The sequence below is a fragment of the Chitinophagaceae bacterium genome (genome assembly GCA_016713085.1).
Classification (GTDB): domain Bacteria; phylum Bacteroidota; class Bacteroidia; order Chitinophagales; family Chitinophagaceae; genus Lacibacter.
This window is the reverse complement of the sequence record JADJPV010000001.1, coordinates 1,894,045-1,913,240: the sequence shown is the minus strand read 5'-3', so window position 1 is coordinate 1,913,240 and position 19,196 is coordinate 1,894,045. Positions and strand designations below refer to the sequence as shown.

Annotated in this window: 17 protein-coding genes, 2 tRNA genes and 1 pseudogene; 6 read left to right on the top strand and 14 right to left on the bottom strand. The window is 39.4% G+C overall.

The features are described 5' to 3' along the window. Position 1: 1 nt before the first annotated feature. The 8 genes and pseudogenes from IPK31_09330 to IPK31_09295 all read right to left on the bottom strand — a co-directional run bounded on the left by IPK31_09330 (position 2) and on the right by IPK31_09295 (position 8,903). Positions 2-862, bottom strand: a complete 861-nt coding sequence (locus tag IPK31_09330; GenBank protein ID MBK8088125.1) for a pirin family protein — start codon at positions 860-862, stop codon at positions 2-4. Between the two features lie 10 nt (positions 863-872). Further along, complete coding sequence (locus IPK31_09325) at positions 873-1,394, bottom strand: YceI family protein (protein ID MBK8088124.1); 522 nt, start codon at positions 1,392-1,394, stop codon at positions 873-875. 45 nt (positions 1,395-1,439) lie between these two features. Beyond that, a pseudogene (locus IPK31_09320) lies at positions 1,440-2,152 on the bottom strand (pirin family protein). Positions 2,153-2,200: 48 nt separating this feature from the next. Further along, a complete protein-coding gene (locus IPK31_09315; protein ID MBK8088123.1) occupies positions 2,201-2,632 on the bottom strand; it encodes a MarR family transcriptional regulator in 432 nt (143 codons plus the stop codon). Further along, a complete protein-coding gene (locus IPK31_09310; GenBank protein ID MBK8088122.1) occupies positions 2,622-4,097 on the bottom strand; it encodes a peptidylprolyl isomerase in 1,476 nt (491 codons plus the stop codon). Before IPK31_09310 ends, IPK31_09315 begins: the two co-directional genes overlap by 11 nt. Positions 4,098-4,190: 93 nt before the next feature. Further along, the gene (gene infB / locus IPK31_09305; GenBank protein MBK8088121.1) at positions 4,191-7,052 is read right to left on the bottom strand and encodes a translation initiation factor IF-2; all 2,862 of its coding nucleotides are present in this window, start codon (positions 7,050-7,052) and stop codon (positions 4,191-4,193) included. A gap of 87 nt (positions 7,053-7,139) precedes the next feature. After that, positions 7,140-8,387: a transcription termination/antitermination protein NusA gene (gene nusA / locus IPK31_09300; protein ID MBK8088120.1), complete on the bottom strand. Its 1,248-nt coding sequence runs from the start codon at positions 8,385-8,387 to the stop codon at positions 7,140-7,142. A 45-nt stretch (positions 8,388-8,432) separates the two neighbouring features. Further along, the gene (locus tag IPK31_09295; protein MBK8088119.1) at positions 8,433-8,903 is read right to left on the bottom strand and encodes a ribosome maturation factor; all 471 of its coding nucleotides are present in this window, start codon (positions 8,901-8,903) and stop codon (positions 8,433-8,435) included. 171 nt (positions 8,904-9,074) lie between these two features. On the opposite strand from IPK31_09295, the gene IPK31_09290 reads away from it, so the two are divergent. Next, positions 9,075-9,314 (top strand): hypothetical protein, encoded by a 240-nt coding sequence (locus IPK31_09290; GenBank protein ID MBK8088118.1) that lies wholly within the window; start codon positions 9,075-9,077, stop codon positions 9,312-9,314. A 6-nt stretch (positions 9,315-9,320) separates the two neighbouring features. On the opposite strand, the gene IPK31_09285 is transcribed toward IPK31_09290, so the two are convergent. Then, entirely contained in the window at positions 9,321-9,932 is a 612-nt protein-coding gene (locus IPK31_09285) for an HAD family phosphatase (protein ID MBK8088117.1), read from the bottom strand. A gap of 159 nt (positions 9,933-10,091) precedes the next feature. On the opposite strand from IPK31_09285, the gene IPK31_09280 reads away from it, so the two are divergent. From IPK31_09280 to IPK31_09260, 5 genes are all read left to right on the top strand, one after another. Further along, positions 10,092-10,165, top strand: a tRNA-Ile gene (locus IPK31_09280). Positions 10,166-10,354: 189 nt separating this feature from the next. Beyond that, on the top strand, positions 10,355-11,098 hold the full coding sequence (locus IPK31_09275) for an outer membrane beta-barrel protein (GenBank protein ID MBK8088116.1): 744 nt from the start codon (positions 10,355-10,357) through the stop codon (positions 11,096-11,098). 105 nt (positions 11,099-11,203) lie between these two features. After that, positions 11,204-12,394: a GTPase HflX gene (gene hflX, locus IPK31_09270; GenBank protein ID MBK8088115.1), complete on the top strand. Its 1,191-nt coding sequence runs from the start codon at positions 11,204-11,206 to the stop codon at positions 12,392-12,394. Continuing rightward, positions 12,394-12,756, top strand: a complete 363-nt coding sequence (locus tag IPK31_09265) for a Rieske 2Fe-2S domain-containing protein (protein MBK8088114.1) — start codon at positions 12,394-12,396, stop codon at positions 12,754-12,756. The genes hflX and IPK31_09265 overlap by 1 nt, the downstream gene beginning before the upstream one ends. A gap of 57 nt (positions 12,757-12,813) precedes the next feature. Further along, a tRNA-Asn gene (locus IPK31_09260) sits at positions 12,814-12,887 on the top strand. 452 nt (positions 12,888-13,339) lie between these two features. Here the strand turns inward: IPK31_09260 and IPK31_09255 are convergent. Genes IPK31_09255 through IPK31_09235 form a run of 5 tightly spaced genes read right to left on the bottom strand, consistent with a single transcriptional unit; the run spans position 13,340 to position 19,176 of the window. Next, entirely contained in the window at positions 13,340-14,113 is a 774-nt protein-coding gene (locus IPK31_09255) for a hypothetical protein (GenBank protein MBK8088113.1), read from the bottom strand. Between the two features lie 28 nt (positions 14,114-14,141). Then, a complete protein-coding gene (locus tag IPK31_09250; protein MBK8088112.1) occupies positions 14,142-16,220 on the bottom strand; it encodes a copper-translocating P-type ATPase in 2,079 nt (692 codons plus the stop codon). A 42-nt stretch (positions 16,221-16,262) separates the two neighbouring features. After that, entirely contained in the window at positions 16,263-16,832 is a 570-nt protein-coding gene (locus tag IPK31_09245) for a DUF2911 domain-containing protein (protein MBK8088111.1), read from the bottom strand. Between the two features lie 20 nt (positions 16,833-16,852). Next, entirely contained in the window at positions 16,853-18,049 is a 1,197-nt protein-coding gene (locus tag IPK31_09240) for an efflux RND transporter periplasmic adaptor subunit (protein ID MBK8088110.1), read from the bottom strand. Positions 18,050-18,051: 2 nt separating this feature from the next. After that, positions 18,052-19,176, bottom strand: coding sequence for an efflux RND transporter periplasmic adaptor subunit (locus IPK31_09235; GenBank protein ID MBK8088109.1), 1,125 nt, complete (start codon positions 19,174-19,176; stop codon positions 18,052-18,054). Between the last annotated feature and the right edge of the window lie 20 nt (positions 19,177-19,196).

The window sequence follows — 19,196 nt, the reverse complement described above, 5'->3', positions numbered from 1 at the left end:
ATTAATTCAAGTGTCCAAATTTCCCTGCATTGAAATCATTGATTGCTTCCATAATTTCCTGTTGCGTATTCATTACAAAGGGTCCATATGCTGCAACGGGTTCTGTAATGGGCTCACCACTGAGTAATAACAGATGTACTTCATTATTTGTTTGAATATGAATATTGTCTCCTTCGTTTTCAAACACCAGCATTTCGCCTTCTCTTGCTGTTTTATCATCTTTGATCATCACAGTTCCTTTCAGCACCAGCATGGCTGTATTGTCACCCTCTGTTACTTTCAGATTAAAAGATGCATCGGCATTAACATGCGCATCAAAAATATTAATCCGTGTAAATGTATTAGCCGGGCTTTTTACTCCATCCAGTTCACCTGCTATAATTCTAATTTTTCCTTTATTATTTTTTATTAACACTTCAGGAATATTTGCCGAACGGATATCCTGGTAAGCAGGAGGAGTGGACTTGTTTTTAGCAGGGAGATTTACCCATAACTGTGCGCCATGCAATACACCACCTTTCTTGCTGAACTCTTTTTCATGAAATTCTTTGTGTAAAATACCTGCACCTGCCGTCATCCATTGTACATCGCCTGCATACAGATTGCCTTTACCACCGCTGCTGTCTTCATGTGCTAATGCACCTTCCCATAAAATGCTCACCGTTTCAAATCCTTTATGCGGATGCACATCCACACCACGTGGATGATCAGTTGGCAAATAGTTGACAGGCTCAATATAATCAAGCATCAGAAAAGGGCTCAGATCCTGCCACATTTGCGACGAAATAAATGTTTTTACTTTAAAGCCATCTCCTACCATATGAGAGGGAGCCGCTTTCCTGATTGACTTGATTTGTTTCATAATTATTTTTTTATTGCTTGATGAACTGGATATTCAATTGCAGCTTTACATCATCACTTACTACAATACCACCTGCTTCGGTTACTGCATCCCAGCCTAAGCCAAATTCTTTTCTTTTAATGGTTCCTTCTGCTTCAAAACCCACTTTTGCCTGTCCCCATGGATCAACCATCGCACCATTGTAATCTGCCTTCAGCTCAATTGTTTTTGTTACATCACGAATCGTAAGATCGCCTTTGAGTTTGTAGCCTTCGCCATTCTTAGTAAATGAAGTTGATACAAATTTAAGCTCGGGATATTTCTCTGCATTAAAGAAATCATCGCTCTTCAGGTGACCATCTCTCTGTTCGTTGCGTGTATCAACACTGTTGATATCTGCAGTAAAAGTTACAACTGCATCACTGAAGTCATCCTTATTAGATGTAAGTGTTGCATCAAACGCTTTAAACTGTCCTGTTACATTCGTAATCATCAGGTGTTTTACTTTGAAAATAATGTCACTGTGTGCCGCATCAATTTTGTACGTTGCCATTGTGTTTAGATTTTGCTTTTATTAAAATTAATGTTTAAACTATTTTTAAAGAACCATCGGAACTTCCATCAGCAGAAGTTTAGCATCTGCAGTTGAAGTAATTTGCAACGCCTCTGTTTCTGTAATTTCCAATCCATCTCTTCTGTTCAATACTTCCCCATTGATCGTAACTGATCCTTCCAGAACAAATGCATAAACACCGTTGCTGCTGTTTTTCAATTTGTATTCAGTTGAAAAATCTTTGTCGAGGTTTCCCAGGCTGAACCATGCATCCTGGTGAATCCATACACCTTCATCATTTTCATTTGGACTTACAACCTGCAGTAAATTGTTGTTCATTTTGCTTACATCAAGTGTAATCTGTCCGTATCGGGGTTGTACATTTTTTTGTTCGGAAATACCCAGATCTGCAGGAACTTCACCTCTTTGTCTTTGTTGGCATTCATTTCGCTGTGGGCAATGCCGGTTCCTGCACTCATCACCTGTATATCGCCCTGCTTAATAACGGTTTCATTTCCCATACTGTCTTTATGCTTCAGATCACCGCTTAAGGGAATGGAAATGATTTCCATATTATCATGCGGATGAGTACCAAAGCCCATACCTGCTGCAACGGTATCATCATTCAAAACCCTTAAGGCTCCAAAGTGAATTCTGCTGGGTTCATAATAACCCCCAAAACTGAAGCTGTGGTAACTGTTGAGCCAACCATGATTGGCATGCCCTCTTGTTTCTGCTTTATGTAATACTGTTTTCATGACTGTGTTTTAATTACGTGTATGTACACCTATTTGTTTAAAAAAATATCAACTTTCGTTTTCTCTGATCAATTCAAGCAGGTTGTTCAACTCTGCTGCTGATCCTTCATTCATCAAAATTGTTTTCTCAAAAACCTGGTTGATCTTTTTTGTGCTCAGATCAAGAATATTTAAACCTGCTTCCGTAAGCGACATCACCGTATGCCTTTTATCGTTTGCATCATTAGAACGTCTTACCAGCTTTTTTATGACCAGCCTGTCTATAATCCTTGGTACATTTGAGCTTTTCTCAATCATGCGGCAGGCAATATCCTTCACACACATTTCTTCCGGCGACTTTCCTTTCAGGATCCTGAGCACATTGTATTGTTCATGGGTTAATCCAAAGCTCTTCAGCTCTTTGCTCATCAATGTCTTGAGCCACCAGGCTGTATATAAAATATTCAGCCCCGCCTTATGGGTTTCGTTTTTAAAATTCACACTTTGTATTGCTTGTTCCAGTTTCACAATACAAATGTATGTACATACATGCAATATTCCAAACAAAAGAAAGTCCCGCCGCTGGCGGGACCAATATTTTCACATTCTCTTTACTTTTTACTGTTTCTCCGAGGATGGCTTTAATGGCTTCGCAGCTTTTATACTCATCATCAATATCTACATAGAAAGTCTGAGAATTCTTTATAAACCATTTCTCCAGTTCCCTTTCTTTTTTCAATTCTAAAGCACGGTCTGAAAGTTTACTGTAATCATCTTTCAGATTTTCCCTGTGCGGTGCTGTGCGGCTGATGAGGTGAACCATGCGTACACCTTTCTTACCGCTTTCGTCAGTAAATGCCACTGGCTGAGAATACTCACCTGGTTTTAATTTTTCCAGTAAGGGAATAATATCTTTATCCAATTGATCAATGGTAATTACAGATGACCCATCCTGAGCGGTTTTACGTCCACCAGTGAATTTTGAATTGGGTTCATCAGAATATTTATTCACTGCTTCACCAAATTTAATTGTACCGGCAATAATCTTTGAACGTACAGTATCGAGCTTGCTAATAGCCAAACTAATGTCTTCCTGATTGATTCGTGGAATTTTCAAAATGTGGCGGACTGTTACTTCTTCTCCATTCCTTGAAAGACACTGAATAATATGATACCCAAACTTTGATTTAATTACTCTTGAAATCTGTCCTTCCTTTAAACTCATCGCTGTATTGAAAAAAGTAGGATCCCACTGTTTATCATTTCTGTTCAATACATATAATCCTCCATTTTCTTTAACGCCTGGATCTTCACTGTACTGGGCTGCCAGGAATTCAAATTTCTTTGATCCGCTTTCAACCATCTTCTTATACTCTTTCAATTCATCCTGTGCATATTCTTCCATTTCTCTTCCGGCCTTTGGATAAATAACAATCTCGCCAATCTCCAGTTCCATTTCATAAAAACGTAAGCTGTCTTTGGGTATCTTGTCAAAATATGCCTTTACTTCATTGGGAGTGATCTTTACATTCTCTACAATTTTATTGCGCATTGCACCCGCCAGCTTTCCTTCTTTAATTGGCTCACGCATTTCCTCACGGAACTGGTAAATGGTTTTACCGGTGATCTGTTCAATTACTTCTCTTGAACCATACTGCTGAATAAAATAACGGATACGGTTGTCAACATCTGCTTCCACCTCTTCATCACTAACCGGCAATGAATCTTTTTCTGCCTGGATGGCCAGCATTTTATTGATGATGAGCTGCTGCATTAAATAACAATGTGCATCAGGAGGCAGATCATATTCCTTGCTTTTTGCATCGTTGAGCTGATTGTCAATATCAGATTTCAATACAATACGATCACCTACAACTCCAATGATCTTGTCTGCTGTGATCTTTTTTGTTTGTGCCTGTACTGCCAGTGCAGCAAACAAAACAATTACGGTAACTAATTTTTTCATTCTGTATTAATGATAAGCATCAAAAGTAATAGAGATGGCCGTCTTTCAAGCACGGCCATCTCTGTTTTAACATTCCCTTGTTTGAGCAATGTTTTATAATGTACGTTTCACTTCTTCTTCTTCAAAGGCAACAACTGTATCGCCTACGTTCACATCTGCAAAGTTCTTAATGGTTAAACCGCACTCCATGTTGGAAGCAACTTCTTTTGCATCGTCTTTGAAGCGTTTTAAACTTCCAAGTTCTGCAAAACCACCTTCCTGTCTTGGATAAACCAGGATACCATCACGGAACAACCGAACCTTCGCATCACGTTTGATCTTTCCTTCCAGTACATAACAACCGGCAACGGTTGCTTTATCAAACTTGTACACTTCACGGATTTCAACAGTTGCAACTTCTTTTTCTGTGATCTTCGGTTCAAGTAAACCTTCCATCGCACTTTTCACCTCTTCAATTGCATTATAGATAATAGAGTAGTTTTTAATTTCCACTCCTTCCTGATCTGCTAATCTTGAAGCCTGCATGGATGGACGAACGTTGAAACCAATCAGGATCGCATCTGATGCACTTGCAAGTGTAACATCCGCTTCTGAAATTTGCCCTACCGCTTTATGAACCACATTCACCGCAATTTCTTCAGTAGAAAGTTTCTGTAATGAATCCGTTAAGGCTTCTACGGAACCATCCACATCACCTTTAATGATCAGGTTCAGTTCCTTAAAGTTACCGAGTGCCAAACGACGACCGATTTCATCGAGTGTAATATGTTTCTTGGTTCTGATACCCTGCTCACGGAGAATCTGTGCACGACGTCCAGCCACTTCTTTTGCTTCGGCTTCATCTTCATACACTTTAAATTTCTCACCCGCCTGCGGTGCGCCATTTAAACCAAGTATCTGAACAGGTGTTGAGGGACCGGCTTTTTCAATACGCTGATTTCTTTCATTGAACATGGCTTTGATACGTCCGTAATGCTGACCCGATACAATCAGATCACCCTGTTCAAGTGTTCCGTTTTGTACCAGGATGGTTGCTACGTATCCACGGCCCTTATCCAGTGATGCTTCAATAATAGAACCAGTACCTTCTCTTTCAGGATTTGCCTTCAGATCAAGCAACTCAGCTTCCAGTAATATTTTCTCCAGCAACTTATCAATGTTCAATCCCTTCTTGGCCGATAATTCCTGGCTTTGGAATTTACCACCCCACTCTTCAACAAGGATATTCATTTGTGATAACTGCTCATATATCTTCTGCGGATTAGCTCCGTCTTTATCCATTTTATTAACCGCAAAAATCATTGGCACATTTGCTGCCTGCGCATGACTGATGGCTTCCTTTGTTTGCGGCATTACTGCATCATCAGCAGCTACAACTATGATGGCAATATCCGTCACTTTCGCACCACGTGCACGCATCGCTGTAAACGCTTCGTGACCAGGAGTATCGAGGAAGGTGATCTTTTTACCTTCTGCATTGGTTACTTCGTATGCACCAATGTGCTGAGTAATACCTCCGGCTTCGCCAGATACAACATTTGCATTACGGATATAATCAAGCAATGAAGTTTTACCATGATCTACGTGTCCCATAATGGTAACAATCGGAGCTCTTGGCTTCAGATCATCTCCATCATCCACCTCATCATCTTCCTCCATTTCTGCCTGCTTCTCCATATCAATGAACTCAACTTCAAAGCCAAATTCACTGGCAACCAGTTCAATTACTTCAGCATCCAGACGCTGATTGATGGATACCATTAAACCAAGTCCGAAACATTTTGCGACAACATCAGTTGCTGAAACATCCATTAAACTGGCTAACTCTGCTGCACTTACAAATTCAGTTACCTGCAGCTTATTATCTTCAGTGCCGTCATTCATATGATCGGCCATTTCGTCACGCTTCTGTTTACGGTATTTTGCCTTTAAGCTCTTACCACGACCGCCGCCGCCAGCAAGCTTGGCCTGCGTTTCACGGAGTTTTTCCTGAATTTCTTTTGCATCAATAACTTTATCTTCTCTGCGGGGAGCTGCACCACCTTTGCTGCGGTCAGTTCTGCTGACAATTGTTTTTCTTTCACCGGTACGTTGAGGAGCTGCACCTTGTTGATTATTCCTATTTTGGAAGCCACCCTGCTGCTGTCCGCCACCCTGCTGATGACCACCGCCGGGTTGTGAACCGCTTTTCTTATCAATCGGGATACGTTTACGTTTCCTTTTTTCTTTATCAGAAACAGGTTTGGGTCTTGTTTCAGGATTAACAGGTAAATCAATTTTACCAAGAATCTTCGGCCCTTCTAAAATATCGGCTTTGATGTTTTCAATAACCGGTTCTTCTTCCTCTTCCGGAATTTCTTCAACCGATGGTTCAATTTTTTTCTCAACAGGTTTTTCCTTCTTAGTGGCAGGCTTATCTTCCTGCTTCTGTACTTTCTTTTTTTCTACTTTCTTCGGACGTGTAGAAGAATCTATTTTATCGAGATCAATTTTATTGATAACCTTAGGCCCTTCAACTTCAGGAGCTTCAATTTTTGTGATCTCCGGTTCTGCAACAATTTTTGGTTCTTCCGGAACAACTACTTCAACAACAGGAACCGATTCAACAACTTCTGCTACCGGCTCAACCACCTTCACCTCTTCAACCTTCGGCTCTTCTTTTGCAACAACCTTTTTGATTTCTTTTTTGATAGAGATATCCTCTTCTTCTTTCTTCTTCTTCAGATCGGCCATGCCGCCTTTCGGGATCTCAATCTGATCACTTTTTGCTTTGGCTAATTTGTCAGATGAAAATTCTGCCTGCAGAGAACGATACATCGCATCTGTAAGCTTTGCTGTTGGTTTCAGATCATCTTTGTTAAATCCCTTTGCCGCCAAAAAATCAATAAGAGTGTCTTTACCGATATTGAACTCTTTGGCTGCTGCCATTAACCGTGGTGTATTACTTTCTGACATAATATCCTTCCTTGCTCCTGCTGAGAGAACCAGGGAAAATCTTGTTTAAATGTTTAAATAAATCTTATCGTCGATAACCCTTGCAGATTATTCGCTTTCAAATTCTTCTTTCAACACACGCTGTACTTCAATGATGGTTTCTTTTTCCAGATCAGTACGGCGTTCCAGCTCTTCTGTTGTCAACTCCATTACGCTGCGGGCTGTATCACAACCAACACGTTTCAACTCATCAATCACCCATCCTTCAATCTCATCTGTAAATTCATCCAGATCAATATCAAATTCATCCTGCTCACCTTCTGCATCACGGTAAACATCAATTTCAAACCCGGTTAATTCACAGGCAAGTTTAATGTTCACACCTCTTTTACCAATTGCCAGTGAAACCTGGTCGGGTTTCAGGTATACTTCTGCATGCTTTCTGTCCTGGTCAATATTCATGCTGGTGATCTTTGACGGTGTAAGTGCACGCTGGATCAGCAGGTTAATATTGTTAGTGAAGTTGATGACATCTATATTTTCATTTTTCAATTCACGCACAATACCATGAATACGGCTGCCCTTCATACCCACACAGGCACCAACCGGATCGATACGATCATCGAAGCTTTCAACTGCAACTTTCGCTCTTTCTCCCGGTTCACGCACAATCTTTTTTATCACAATTAATCCGTCGAAAATTTCAGGCACTTCAATTTCCAGCAATTTAGCCAGGAATAAAGGACTTGTTCTCGAAAGAATGATTACCGGTGCATTATTTTTCAGCTCTACTTTTTTAATGACTGCACGGATGTTTTCACCTTTTTTGAAATAATCCTGTGGAATCTGTTCGCTCTTTGGCAACAAAAGTTCATTTCCTTCTTCATCCAACAGCAATACTTCTTTTTTCCAAACCTGGTATACTTCAGCGCTGATGATTTCTCCAACCCTGTCAGTATATTTTTTAACGAGTCCGTTTTTCTTTAAATCACCAATACGGCTGGCAAGTGTTTGTTTGGCAGCAAGGATGGCACGTCTTCCGAAATCATGAATATCCACATCTTCATACAACTCTTCACCCACTTCATAATCAGGTTCAATCTTTACTGCATCGCTGTAAGCAATCTGTGCCAGTGGATCTTCCACCTGTCCGTCATCAACAATTGTACGACGGCGCATGATTTCCAAATCACCTTTTTCTGTATTTACGATTACATCAAAGTTGTCATCAGCTCCGTATTTTTTACGCAGCAATGTTTTAAACACATCTTCCAGCACTTTCATCATAGTGGGGCGGTCAATATTTTCCGCATCTTTAAACTCCTGGAAACTTTCTATAAGATTGATACTTGCCATAACACGTTTTTTTAACTCCCGGCTGTTTAGTTTTTGCAGCCGTACTTAATTAAATACAATTTGAATTTTTGTTGATTTTATGTCGTCAAACAAAAGGCTGTGTTGCAACACCTCCTGTTTTTTGCCTTTGCCCTTTGTTTCTTCTACCACCACATCCGTTCCTGCTGACAGCAGTTTTCCTTCTACTTTCCGGCCATCTTTCAGCACCACTTCAACCAACCGGCCGATATTTTTCAGGTATTGCCTGTTCAGTTTCAGCGGTTCTTCCAACCCGGGAGAGGAAACTTCTAACTCAAAATCGCCTTCATTAAACATGGCAGCTTCTTCAATTTGCTTGTACAAAGCCTTATTGTAGGCAATACACCTGCCGAGTGATAATCCTGCATCTGCATCTGCAAACACCTGGATAATATTTCCGGGTTTCAGTTTTACGTCTACCAGGAAGCTATCCGGGTCTTTGGTGATGATTTCTTCAGCGAATTGCTTAATCCTTGCTGTTTTTTGTTCTATGTTCATGTAGGTGAAATAAAGAAGGGAACGTTATCGTTCCCTTCCACTGTTTCTTTATCCGGTGCAAACTTAAGACAATACAGGGTAATGGAAAAATTTTTTTACCTGTTGTACCGCCTGTAAAGCTTTAGAGGATTCTTCACAAATAATGCTTCAGGTTTGATTTATCTTTACTGCATGATACGTGTATTAGTAATTGCACTGCTTCTTTATTTTCTTTATCAGTTTATTTTTCGTTTCCTGATACCCGTAAGCAGGGCTGCCCGTGAAATGAAAAGCAAGATGAACGAGTTTCAAACACAAATGCAGCAGCAACAGGGTTTTGGCCCTCAGCAACAGCAACGTCCTGAGCCTGCTAAACAAAACACTCCACAGCCAAAAGGGGGCGATTATATTGAGTTTGAAGAAGTAAAATAATTGGGTCTATAACCCAAGTTCTTCTATTTTCATGCCCGGCAGTAAATGAACAGTTTGAATGCCCAGTTTTTGAGCGGCTTCAATATTATTGATACTGTCATCAATAAACAGGGTTTCTTCTGCAATAAGTGCATGTTTTTTCAACACAAATTCAAAAGCACCTGCATTGGGTTTTCTATGACCAATGCGATGGGAATAATAAGCTGCATGAAATAAATCGTCGAAAGATGATTCTGCAAACAGAGTTCTGTATATCCGGTGAAATTCCTGCATATGAATTTCATTGGTATTACTGAGCAGGTAAAGATTATACCTGCTTTTCAGTTCGGGCAATGCGGCAATACTTTCCATTCTGAAATCGAGGAGTAAAGCGTTCCATGCATCTCTGATCTGGTCGTTACTAAGCTGCAAACCCGTAGCTGTTCTGAAATCTTCGTAAAAAAGATCCTCATCTACTCCTGTTTCCAGTTTTACAAACAAATCATTGCTGTGAAATTGAGTAAAGAAAGAAGAAAAGTCCTTTACACCGAGTTCAGTAAATGCTTTTTCAGTCAGGCTGAAATTAATATTGAACAGCACTCCTCCAAGATCAAAAATGACATTCCGAATATTTTTCATGCTGCAAAGAAACAACGTGGAATGAAAACTTGTATGCCCTGAACTGAATATTTAATCAAAGCAATAAACAGCTTCAAAAAGCAGCAGAAAATAAACACTTGAAATTAAATGAAACGGAAACACGTATTTTTCTATCTTTGCCCCCGCCCAAAAGGCTTTGGATCCTTAGCTCAGATGGTTAGAGCATCTGACTCATAATCAGAGGGTCGTAGGTTCAAATCCTACAGGATCCACAAATCAGCCCCGTCCTTTAGCGTCGGGGTATTTTCTAAAAGGCTTTAACCTTTGCTTAACCGATAAGCAAATACATTTGTCCCATAATTATTATGAAATATTCATAAATAAGTAGCAAAGCTGAACTAACTGGTAAAGAACACATTTATGAATATACTATGTGGCTGAACCACAATTAAAATGCACACATGAAAAAAGCAATACTGTTTTTATTTCTCGCAACAACAGGCATCTCCTTATTTGCGCAGGAAACTGAAAAGAAGAAAAAGAAAGACTGGTCAAAAGTAAATTTAGCCGGCAGACCAAAAGATCATTTAATGCTTCAGGTTGGGTATCTGCAATGGTTAAACAAACCTGATACGATTGCCACCAAAGGCTTTGCCAGATCGGTGAATGTCTATTTCTCATTTGACTTTCCGTTTAAAGTAGATCCACGATTCAGTGTTGGTCTGGGTGCAGGTGTTGGTGCAGATAATATGTTCTTTGATAAGGGAGCAGACAGAAACCTGAACATCATTAACGGTTCTGCATTCTCTTTTGCGAAAGAAACCGGAAAGGATACAGCTAATAAATACAAATCGATGAAACTTGCTACCACCTACCTCGAAGCTCCGGTAGAATTGCGTTTCATGGTTGATCCCGAGCATCCAAACAAGAGCTTAAAATTTGCACTGGGAGTAAAGGTTGGTACAATCATCAGTGCAACTGACAAAACAAAGTTCACTTCCGATGGTAATGGCAATGGTGCTTACGTTCTGAAAGAAAAATCCCGTGTACATTTTAATAACCTCCGGCTTGCAGGAACGGCCAGAATTGGTTTTGGAAACTTTGCCATCTTTGGTCAATACCAGCTTAACGATTTTATTAAGGAAGGTCGTGGACCCAACCAGATAAGACCGTTTACTTTTGGACTGACCTTAACCGGGTTATAATATTCAATAGAAAAAATTTGCAGCGGATGGTTATTGAACCATCCGCTTTTCTTTTTTATATAGCCAGCGAACTTATTCTACATTTGCAGTTGAATTTTTTATACAGTGATTGAACGTAAACAGGTAATACAACAGGAAGAAAGGGCCATCATCGTTGGCGTGGTGCAAAAAGGACAAACAGAATTGCAGGTGCAGGAATACCTCGAAGAATTATCCTTTCTCGCAGAAACAGCCGGTGCCGTAACAATAAAACGGTTTATTCAAAGATTGTCGCATCCCGACAGTAAAACCTTTGTTGGAAAAGGAAAGCTGCAGGAAATAAAAAAATACGTTGCGGAAAAAGACATTTCACTGATCATATTTGATGATGAACTCACTGGTGCCCAAATCATGAACATTGAAAAGGAACTGGGCATTTATACCATTGACAGAAGTGATCTTATTCTCGACATCTTCGCCCGTCGTGCAAAAACAGCACAGGCAAAAACACAGGTTGAGCTTGCACAATATCAATACATCTTACCAAGGCTGAAAGGTATGTGGAAACACCTTGAACGGCAGGGAGGCGGTGTTGGTACAAGAGGACCGGGTGAAACGGAGATTGAAACAGATCGACGTATTGTAAAAGATAAGATTTCTGTTTTACGTAAGCGATTGGCCGAAATTGATAAGCAGGCGTTCACACAACGTAAAGACAGGGGCGAATTTATTCGTGTTGCACTGGTTGGTTATACAAATGTTGGCAAAAGCACACTGATGAATATTCTCAGCAAACGTGAAGTATTTGCCGAAAACAAATTATTTGCAACCCTTGACACAACAACCAGTAAGGTTGTGTATGAAAACACACCTTTTCTGTTAAGCGATACAGTTGGGTTCATCCGTAAACTTCCTCATCACCTCGTTGAAAGCTTTAAAAGTACTTTAGATGAAGTAAGGGAAAGTGATGTCTTGCTTCATGTAGTTGACATTTCACATCCGCAGTACGAAGAACAAATCAATGTAGTAAACAAAACACTGCAGGATTTAAAGTGTCATGATAAGCCTGTTATCACCATCTTCAATAAAATGGATTTGTATGAAACACTGCATTTTGATGAATGGCTGGAAGATGATGTAAAAGCAACCATTTTACAGGAAATGAAAGAACGCTGGGAAAATGAAACAAGGGGAAACTGTGTGTTTATTTCTGCAACAGAGAAAAGAAATATTCCCGAACTGCGTGCAAGAATATTAGAAAGTGTAAAACAAATTTACCAGATTCGCTATCCCTATAAAACAGAGTATCTCTATTAATGTCTGCTGAAAAAAAATACAGCTGGTATAAAATAGCTGAAACGGTTGCTGACTTTAGTTGGAAAGAAAACGATCTCTGCGAAATAGAAGTGAAAGGCAAAACAATCTGCATAGGCAAAAAAAGCAATGAAGTATTTGCCTGTACACATAAATGCCCGCATGCAGGAGGACATCTATCCGATGGTTTTATAGATGCAGCAGCCAATATCGTTTGTCCATTACACAGGTATAAATTCAGTTTACAAAACGGTCACAATACAAGTGGAGAAGGATACTATTTAAAAACATATCCGTTACAGAAAAGAGATGATGGAATTTATATAGGTATAGAAGAAACTGGATTTTTTAGTTTATTTAAATAAAAAAATTGCATTTAAATAGGACCGAAAAAACGAAAATCCCCTATTTTTGCCGCCCATTCCTCCCTAGCTCAGTTGGTTAGAGCATCTGACTGTTAATCAGAGGGTCGCTGGTTCAAGTCCAGCGGGGGGAGCTTAAAACAGAGATAAGCCTTGTAAATCGTTGATTTGCGGGGCTTTTTTCATTCAGAAACCGCCAGAAAAGGTAGCAAAACTACCCACTGCATACCTCCTTCCATTTTCCCGCCCATTTCAACACTTCAAAATAAAACGAAATGGTAAACACAATCAACGTGCTTTTCTGGCTCTACAAATCAAAAATCAACAGTGATGAAGATGCGCCCCTTATGCTCAGATTGAGTTTTCAAATCAAACGACAGTACAAATCGTTGATCAGGAGTCAGCATTTATGACATGCCGGGTTAGAGATTTGAGAAGCTGGCCCCGGAGTGACGAAAAGAATTGGGTGAATCCGAAAATAACAAGCAGCTGAAGCAGTAAAACAATAATGCTCACTCAGAACTTTGGTTTTCGGTTTTCCTGAGGAGAAAACAGAACCATTGTTAATCACATATCTTCTATATTATTATAAAAAAGCATTTTTCTTTCTGCTCCATTTGGCACTCACAAAAAACAATAAAAACCCACTGAATACAGTCACCAAACCAAAAATGGAAAAGAAACGAAGAAGAATATTGCCAAAATTATCCCTCCCTTTATAATCCATTGTGTGCATCATCCAGAGAAAATCAAATATTCTCCATTTATTATTCCTGAATTTTTCAACCGTACCTAATTCACTTGCTACATATACAGTTGTTCGGGAAGGATGTTCAAAAGTTACAGCATAAGCCGGCAGAGGGTTTTCCCTGTATTCATGATGTCCATCTGCACTGGTTAAATATTCTACTGATTTCAGCTCAGGTTTATCATTGAATCGGGATTTAGCAAGTTCAATAGCTTCCTCTCTGCTTAATGCTTCACGAAGCTCACCTGTTTCAGCATTAGCCAAATGATTCATTGTATGCATATCATGCTCATGATTTGCTTCGTTATGAATAGCGCTGATGCACCTGATCTGGTAAAATGGTTTTCCCATCAGTTCAATCAACTGAATAGAAACAACGGAATCAATGCGGTGAACCTTCTTAATCGTATCTAATACCGCTGAAGGAGAAACCAATGAAATACCTGAAGATAATAATGGAGTATTCCTTTTCTCAAAATCTCCATGAACCTCGTCCATATTACTCCAGCTGAAATACAGACCACCGATCGTCCAAAACATAAATTGAATTCCAAGTATAACACCGAGCCATCGGTGTGTTTTACGGATGTAGTAGTGTTTACTTTTTGCCATAAACAGTTAATTGATTATTTGGTTTGGTTTATTTTACTTTTAACAGGCTTGCATTGATGGCAACAATCACCGTACTCAATGTCATTAATACAGCACCGGCAGCCGGACTTAACAAAACACCCTGTTTGTATAAAACACCTGCCGCTAACGGCAGGGCAATAACATTATATCCTGTTGCCCAGATCAAATTTTGAATCATCTTCCGGTACGTGGCTTTTCCAAATAAAACCAAACTCACTATATCTTTCGGATTGCTGTTGACCAAAACGATACCTGCTGTTTCTGCAGCAATATCACTTCCACTTCCAACAGCAATGCCAACATCAGCAACGGCTAAAGCAGGTGCATCATTTACACCATCACCTGTCATAGCTACAAACTCGCCTTTGCTTTGAAGTTCTTTTATCTTCTCTGATTTTTGATGAGGTAATACTTCAGCAATATAACTATCCATCACTAAAGTTTCACTTACACTTTTTGCAACTTTATTGTTGTCGCCTGTAAGTAATATTGATTTGATATTATTTTCCTTTAGTGTTTTGATTGCTTCTGCTGATTCAGGTCTTATTTCATCCGACAGTGCAATATATCCTGCCAACTCTTGATTGATGATTACAAACACAACCGTTTCCGTATCATTGGCAGAAAAGCCATCAGGAAGAGGCATATTATTTTCTTTTAAATAACCCGGGCTAACTACCAATACCTTTTTGCCTTCAACAGTAGCTTCTACTCCTTTACCGGTGATGGCATTAAAATTTTCAGTTGCCGGAATAGCGATTGAAAGTTCTTTTACTTTTTGCAGAATACCTGTTGCAATAGGATGTTCTGATTGCTGTTCCAGTGCAGACGCAAGACGAAGGATTTCATTTTCGGCAATCCCACTTTTTACTGATACAATTTTTGATACTTCAAATTTGCCCACAGTAAGTGTGCCCGTTTTATCAAATACAATAGTGGTAATTTTTCTTGCATTTTCAAAAGCAGTTCTGTTCTTAATCAGTAACCCATTCTTAGCAGATAAAGCAGTTGATTTTGCTACAACTAAGGGAACGGCCAATCCTAAAGCATGAGGACAGCAAATGACGATGACTGTTACCATTCTTTCCATAGCAAAAGCTAAAGATTGCCCGGTTAAGTACCAAACTAAAAAAGTTGATGTCCCTGCAACCAATGCAATAATCGTTAACCATTTTGCTGCCCTGTCAGCCAGCAGTTGTGTTTTTGATTTGGATTTCTGTGCATCATCCACCAGTTTTATCACCTGAGCCAGGTACGAATCTTTTGCTGTATGCGATACAGTAACTTTAATCGAACCGTTCCCATTGATTGCACCGGCTATTACCTTATCGCCTTTTCCTTTTTGCACCGGTTTTGATTCTCCGGTAAGCATTGATTCATTCAAATAACTTTCACCTTCCAGTATAATTCCATCGGCTGCAACCTTCTCTCCCGGCTTTATAAGAATGATATCATTCTCTTTCAGAGTATCGGTCTTTACATCATGAACCATATCCGGCATTACCATATGTGCATCATCCGGCATTAACTGCACCAGTAATTCCAATTCTTTCGATGCGCCAGCAATTGATTTCATTTCAATCCAGTGACCCAGCAGCATGATAAGAATCAGGGTTGTGAGTTCCCAGAAAAAATCCATTCCTTCTAATCCAAATACGATTGCAACGCTGTAAATAAAAGCAACTGTAATAGCAAAGCCAATTAAAAACATCATGCCCGGATTCTTTGCTTTCACTTCATCCACCAACCCTTTCAAAAATGGAAAACCACCGTAAACAAATACGATGGTTGATAAAGTAAATAAAATATATTTTGATCCTGTAAATTGCCAGTCAACACCCATAAAATGCTGTATCATTTCTGATAAAAGCATGATAGGAACCGTCAATACAAGCACCACATAAAACCGCTTTCGGAAATCAGCGATCATACTATTATGGTTATGCCCTTCATGACCCATCGGTGGATTACTTCCGTGCTTGTGTTCAGAATGAACATCAGTTTTATTTTCAGTTTTAGCCAACACTAATGTCATTCCGCAAATGGGGCAATTGCCCGGCTTATCCTGCACGATCTGCAGGTGCATGGGACATGTGTATTTTTGTGCCTGGTGTTGATGTTCCATACCTTAGTTTTTAAGTATAAAAGGAAATTCAATTCTTATCTTCTCCCAGGCCACTGTAATCTTTCCATTCTTACCAGCAGAGCTTTCTACAAAATATTGGAGTCGCTCAGTAAATGGATTTTTTAGAGGTCTCACTTTTATTCTTACGATATCTTCTTTTTCATCGTATTCCGTTGCCAGATGCTGCTTCCAGTTTTTATTGATAATAACAATCCATTCTTTTTTACCGGGGATGGTAAAGAATGCATACTTACCGGCAGGAATTTCTTTTTCTCCAATAATAAAAGTTTTCTTCAGTTCAATTGTTGTGGCATCATGTGCACCTGTAACCCATACTTCATCAAAAGGAACAAGTCCGCCCCAGATAATTCTCTTACGTACACCGGGTGAATGATAACTGATTTTTATACTGTCGCCCTTAATTACTGCAACTGCCATTGAGTTGATACTTTTCTTAGAAGTATCTTTTACAAGATTCGGGTTATAGCAAATTTCTTCTGCTTTCTGCGCAGATGCACTTAGAGAAATAAATAAAACAACTGATGATAAAAATGATTTTAAGAAACGATACATATGGTTGATTTAAGAAATGATTAGTGATTATGTGCTGCCATTGGGTCAGCTCCTTTTTTAAAAACATATTCGCTGTGCAACAGATAAGCACCGCTGATAACTACAACATCACCTGCTTGCAGACCTGACAATATTTCTATTCTGTCATCACTTTCCAATCCTGTACGCACCATCAAACTTTTAAATGTATTAACTCCTGTTTTGATCCATACAGTTGCTCCTTTTCCGTCCCTGATTACAGCATCTATTGGAAGCGTTAATGTTTTACGTTCCGGGCTTTTAAGCAGAACATAAGCAGGCATACCCGGTTTTAACAGGTTGCCGGGATTAGGTATTGATACACGGATCAGGTTGATTCTTGTATCAGGATTGATTTCAGGATTTACAAATTCAATTCTTCCTTTTATTTGTTTGCCGTCAAAATCAGGAAGCTGTACAGTGGCCATACTGTTTCTGTCAATGGTTGCTAACTGTGAAGTATAAACCTGTGCTTCAGCCCAGAGACTGGATAAATCAGCCAGCTTCACAATTGTGCCGCCTTCCATAACATAATCTCCTTCCCGGATATCCAATGCTGTAATAAACCCGGCAGCAGTACTGTAAAAGGTTGTAGTTGGGGAAGGTTTCTTTGTTCTTGCCAATTCCTGTACCTTGCCTTCAGTCATTCCCCACAGGAGTAATTTGTTTTTAGCGCTTTGTAATAACTGGTCAAAGTCAATGATGGTTTCGTCAGAAAATACTTTTTTCTTTTCTAAGACCAGCAGATATTCCTGTTTGGTATTATTCAGGTCCTCGCTGTACAAATCGTACAGGGGAGATCCTTTTTTTACATAGTCGCCCAGGTTCTTAAAATATAATTTTTCAATTCTTCCCATCACCCTTGAACTTACTGATGATGTTTTCATCTGGTCGAAATTCAAAGTAGCAGTTAATACCAGTTGGTCGCCAATTGAACCATTGCGGATTGTATCGGCAAAAATATTTCCCAGCTGTATTTGCTGTTCACTCAACTGCAGTTCATCTTTCTTTTCTCCGTTCTTTTTCTTCACTGCTGTCAGCTCCATTTTACAAATAGGGCATTTTCCCGGTTTGTATTCTACTACCTGCGGGTCCATTGAACAGGTATAATAAGTGTCTGGATCTTTCACTGCAACATTCTTGTTTTTACAGGATGTAAAAAACAAGAATGTAATAGCTGTTATGATGATGTATCGCATAATCAGTTGTTTATTTTAATAAAACTTTCACTGTCCATTAAATACTGTGCATTCACTGCAACAGAATCTGTTTCGTTGATTCCACTTAATACCTGGATATGATTGCTATTTGTAATGCCGGTATTTATTTTATGAGCCTTAAATCCTCCATCTGTTTTTTGAAATACTATTTTGTCAAGTCCCAATGATACAACAGCTTCTTTGGGTAACCAGTAGGCATTCCTGGTATTTCCAAAAACAGTGGCCCTTACCTGGCTGCCAATCGGAATTTTTAAACCACTGTTATTAAAATACACCCTTGCCGTTAATGTTTTACTGTCTTTTCGGTAAAATGGTTCAATAAAATCAATCATTGCTCTGAAATTCTTATCAGGTGATGTTTCAGGAACAACCCTGACGGTGTTCCCTTTTTTTACCAATTCCTGGTTTTCTCCATAGATATTAATAACTGCCCATGCCCTGTCTGGATTAAATACAGTAAAAATGGATTGCCCCTTCTGCAAATACATTCCTTCTTTTAGCGAAAGCTCTTCTGTAAGCAATGCAATATCTTTCATTCCTCCTGTTGAAGTATTCATATTGGCCGCACTGACTGACTCATGAATATGACCGCTGTAATTACTGTACACAGCAATCGTTAAGGATGGTTTACCTGATTGTAACACCTGCTGCAATTGCTGATTACTCATACCCAGTAACAGTAATTTTTCTTTGGCCGATTGTATAAAGCCTGTGTTATCTGCATCGTTCTTTAAAAGGAACAACAGGTTCTGTTGTGCTGTAAGCAACTCCGGACTGTAGATATCAAGGATATGCTGTCCCTTATTTATTTTCTGATAGCGGTAACGTACATAGAGTTTTTCAATTCTGCCTGATACCCTGGATGAAATACTGCCTGTCTGCCTTGTATCATATCCAATTGTACCTAATGCTTCAATTTCTATTTGTTCTTCTTTTTTTTGAATGGTTGTAACAGGGATGGAGGAAATAACAAATTCATTGGTAGGTTTCAGCAGCGCTTCCAGCGTTACATCAGCCGTTTTCTTTCCTCCTGTTTCTTTTTTTACTAAATCCATTCCGCAGATGGAACATTTACCCGGCTGATCTTTCAGTATCTGGGGATGCATTGGGCAAGTGTATTCTGCCG

What these genes read in the sequence shown, in the direction of transcription:
- IPK31_09330 (MBK8088125.1), bottom strand. Translation starts at nt 862, where the DNA reads ATGAAACAAATCAAGTCAATCAGGAAAGCGGCTCCCTCTCATATGGTA.
- IPK31_09325 (MBK8088124.1), bottom strand. Translation starts at nt 1,394, where the DNA reads ATGGCAACGTACAAAATTGATGCGGCACACAGTGACATTATTTTCAAA.
- IPK31_09310 (MBK8088122.1), bottom strand. Translation starts at nt 4,097, where the DNA reads ATGAAAAAATTAGTTACCGTAATTGTTTTGTTTGCTGCACTGGCAGTA.
- infB (MBK8088121.1), bottom strand. Translation starts at nt 7,052, where the DNA reads ATGTCAGAAAGTAATACACCACGGTTAATGGCAGCAGCCAAAGAGTTC.
- nusA (MBK8088120.1), bottom strand. Translation starts at nt 8,387, where the DNA reads ATGGCAAGTATCAATCTTATAGAAAGTTTCCAGGAGTTTAAAGATGCG.
- IPK31_09295 (MBK8088119.1), bottom strand. Translation starts at nt 8,903, where the DNA reads ATGAACATAGAACAAAAAACAGCAAGGATTAAGCAATTCGCTGAAGAA.
- IPK31_09290 (MBK8088118.1), top strand. Translation starts at nt 9,075, where the DNA reads ATGATACGTGTATTAGTAATTGCACTGCTTCTTTATTTTCTTTATCAG.
- IPK31_09285 (MBK8088117.1), bottom strand. Translation starts at nt 9,932, where the DNA reads ATGAAAAATATTCGGAATGTCATTTTTGATCTTGGAGGAGTGCTGTTC.
- IPK31_09275 (MBK8088116.1), top strand. Translation starts at nt 10,355, where the DNA reads ATGAAAAAAGCAATACTGTTTTTATTTCTCGCAACAACAGGCATCTCC.
- IPK31_09265 (MBK8088114.1), top strand. Translation starts at nt 12,394, where the DNA reads ATGTCTGCTGAAAAAAAATACAGCTGGTATAAAATAGCTGAAACGGTT.
- IPK31_09255 (MBK8088113.1), bottom strand. Translation starts at nt 14,113, where the DNA reads ATGGCAAAAAGTAAACACTACTACATCCGTAAAACACACCGATGGCTC.
- IPK31_09250 (MBK8088112.1), bottom strand. Translation starts at nt 16,220, where the DNA reads ATGCACCTGCAGATCGTGCAGGATAAGCCGGGCAATTGCCCCATTTGC.
- IPK31_09245 (MBK8088111.1), bottom strand. Translation starts at nt 16,832, where the DNA reads ATGTATCGTTTCTTAAAATCATTTTTATCATCAGTTGTTTTATTTATT.
- IPK31_09240 (MBK8088110.1), bottom strand. Translation starts at nt 18,049, where the DNA reads ATGCGATACATCATCATAACAGCTATTACATTCTTGTTTTTTACATCC.
- IPK31_09235 (MBK8088109.1), bottom strand. Translation starts at nt 19,176, where the DNA reads ATGCATCCCCAGATACTGAAAGATCAGCCGGGTAAATGTTCCATCTGC.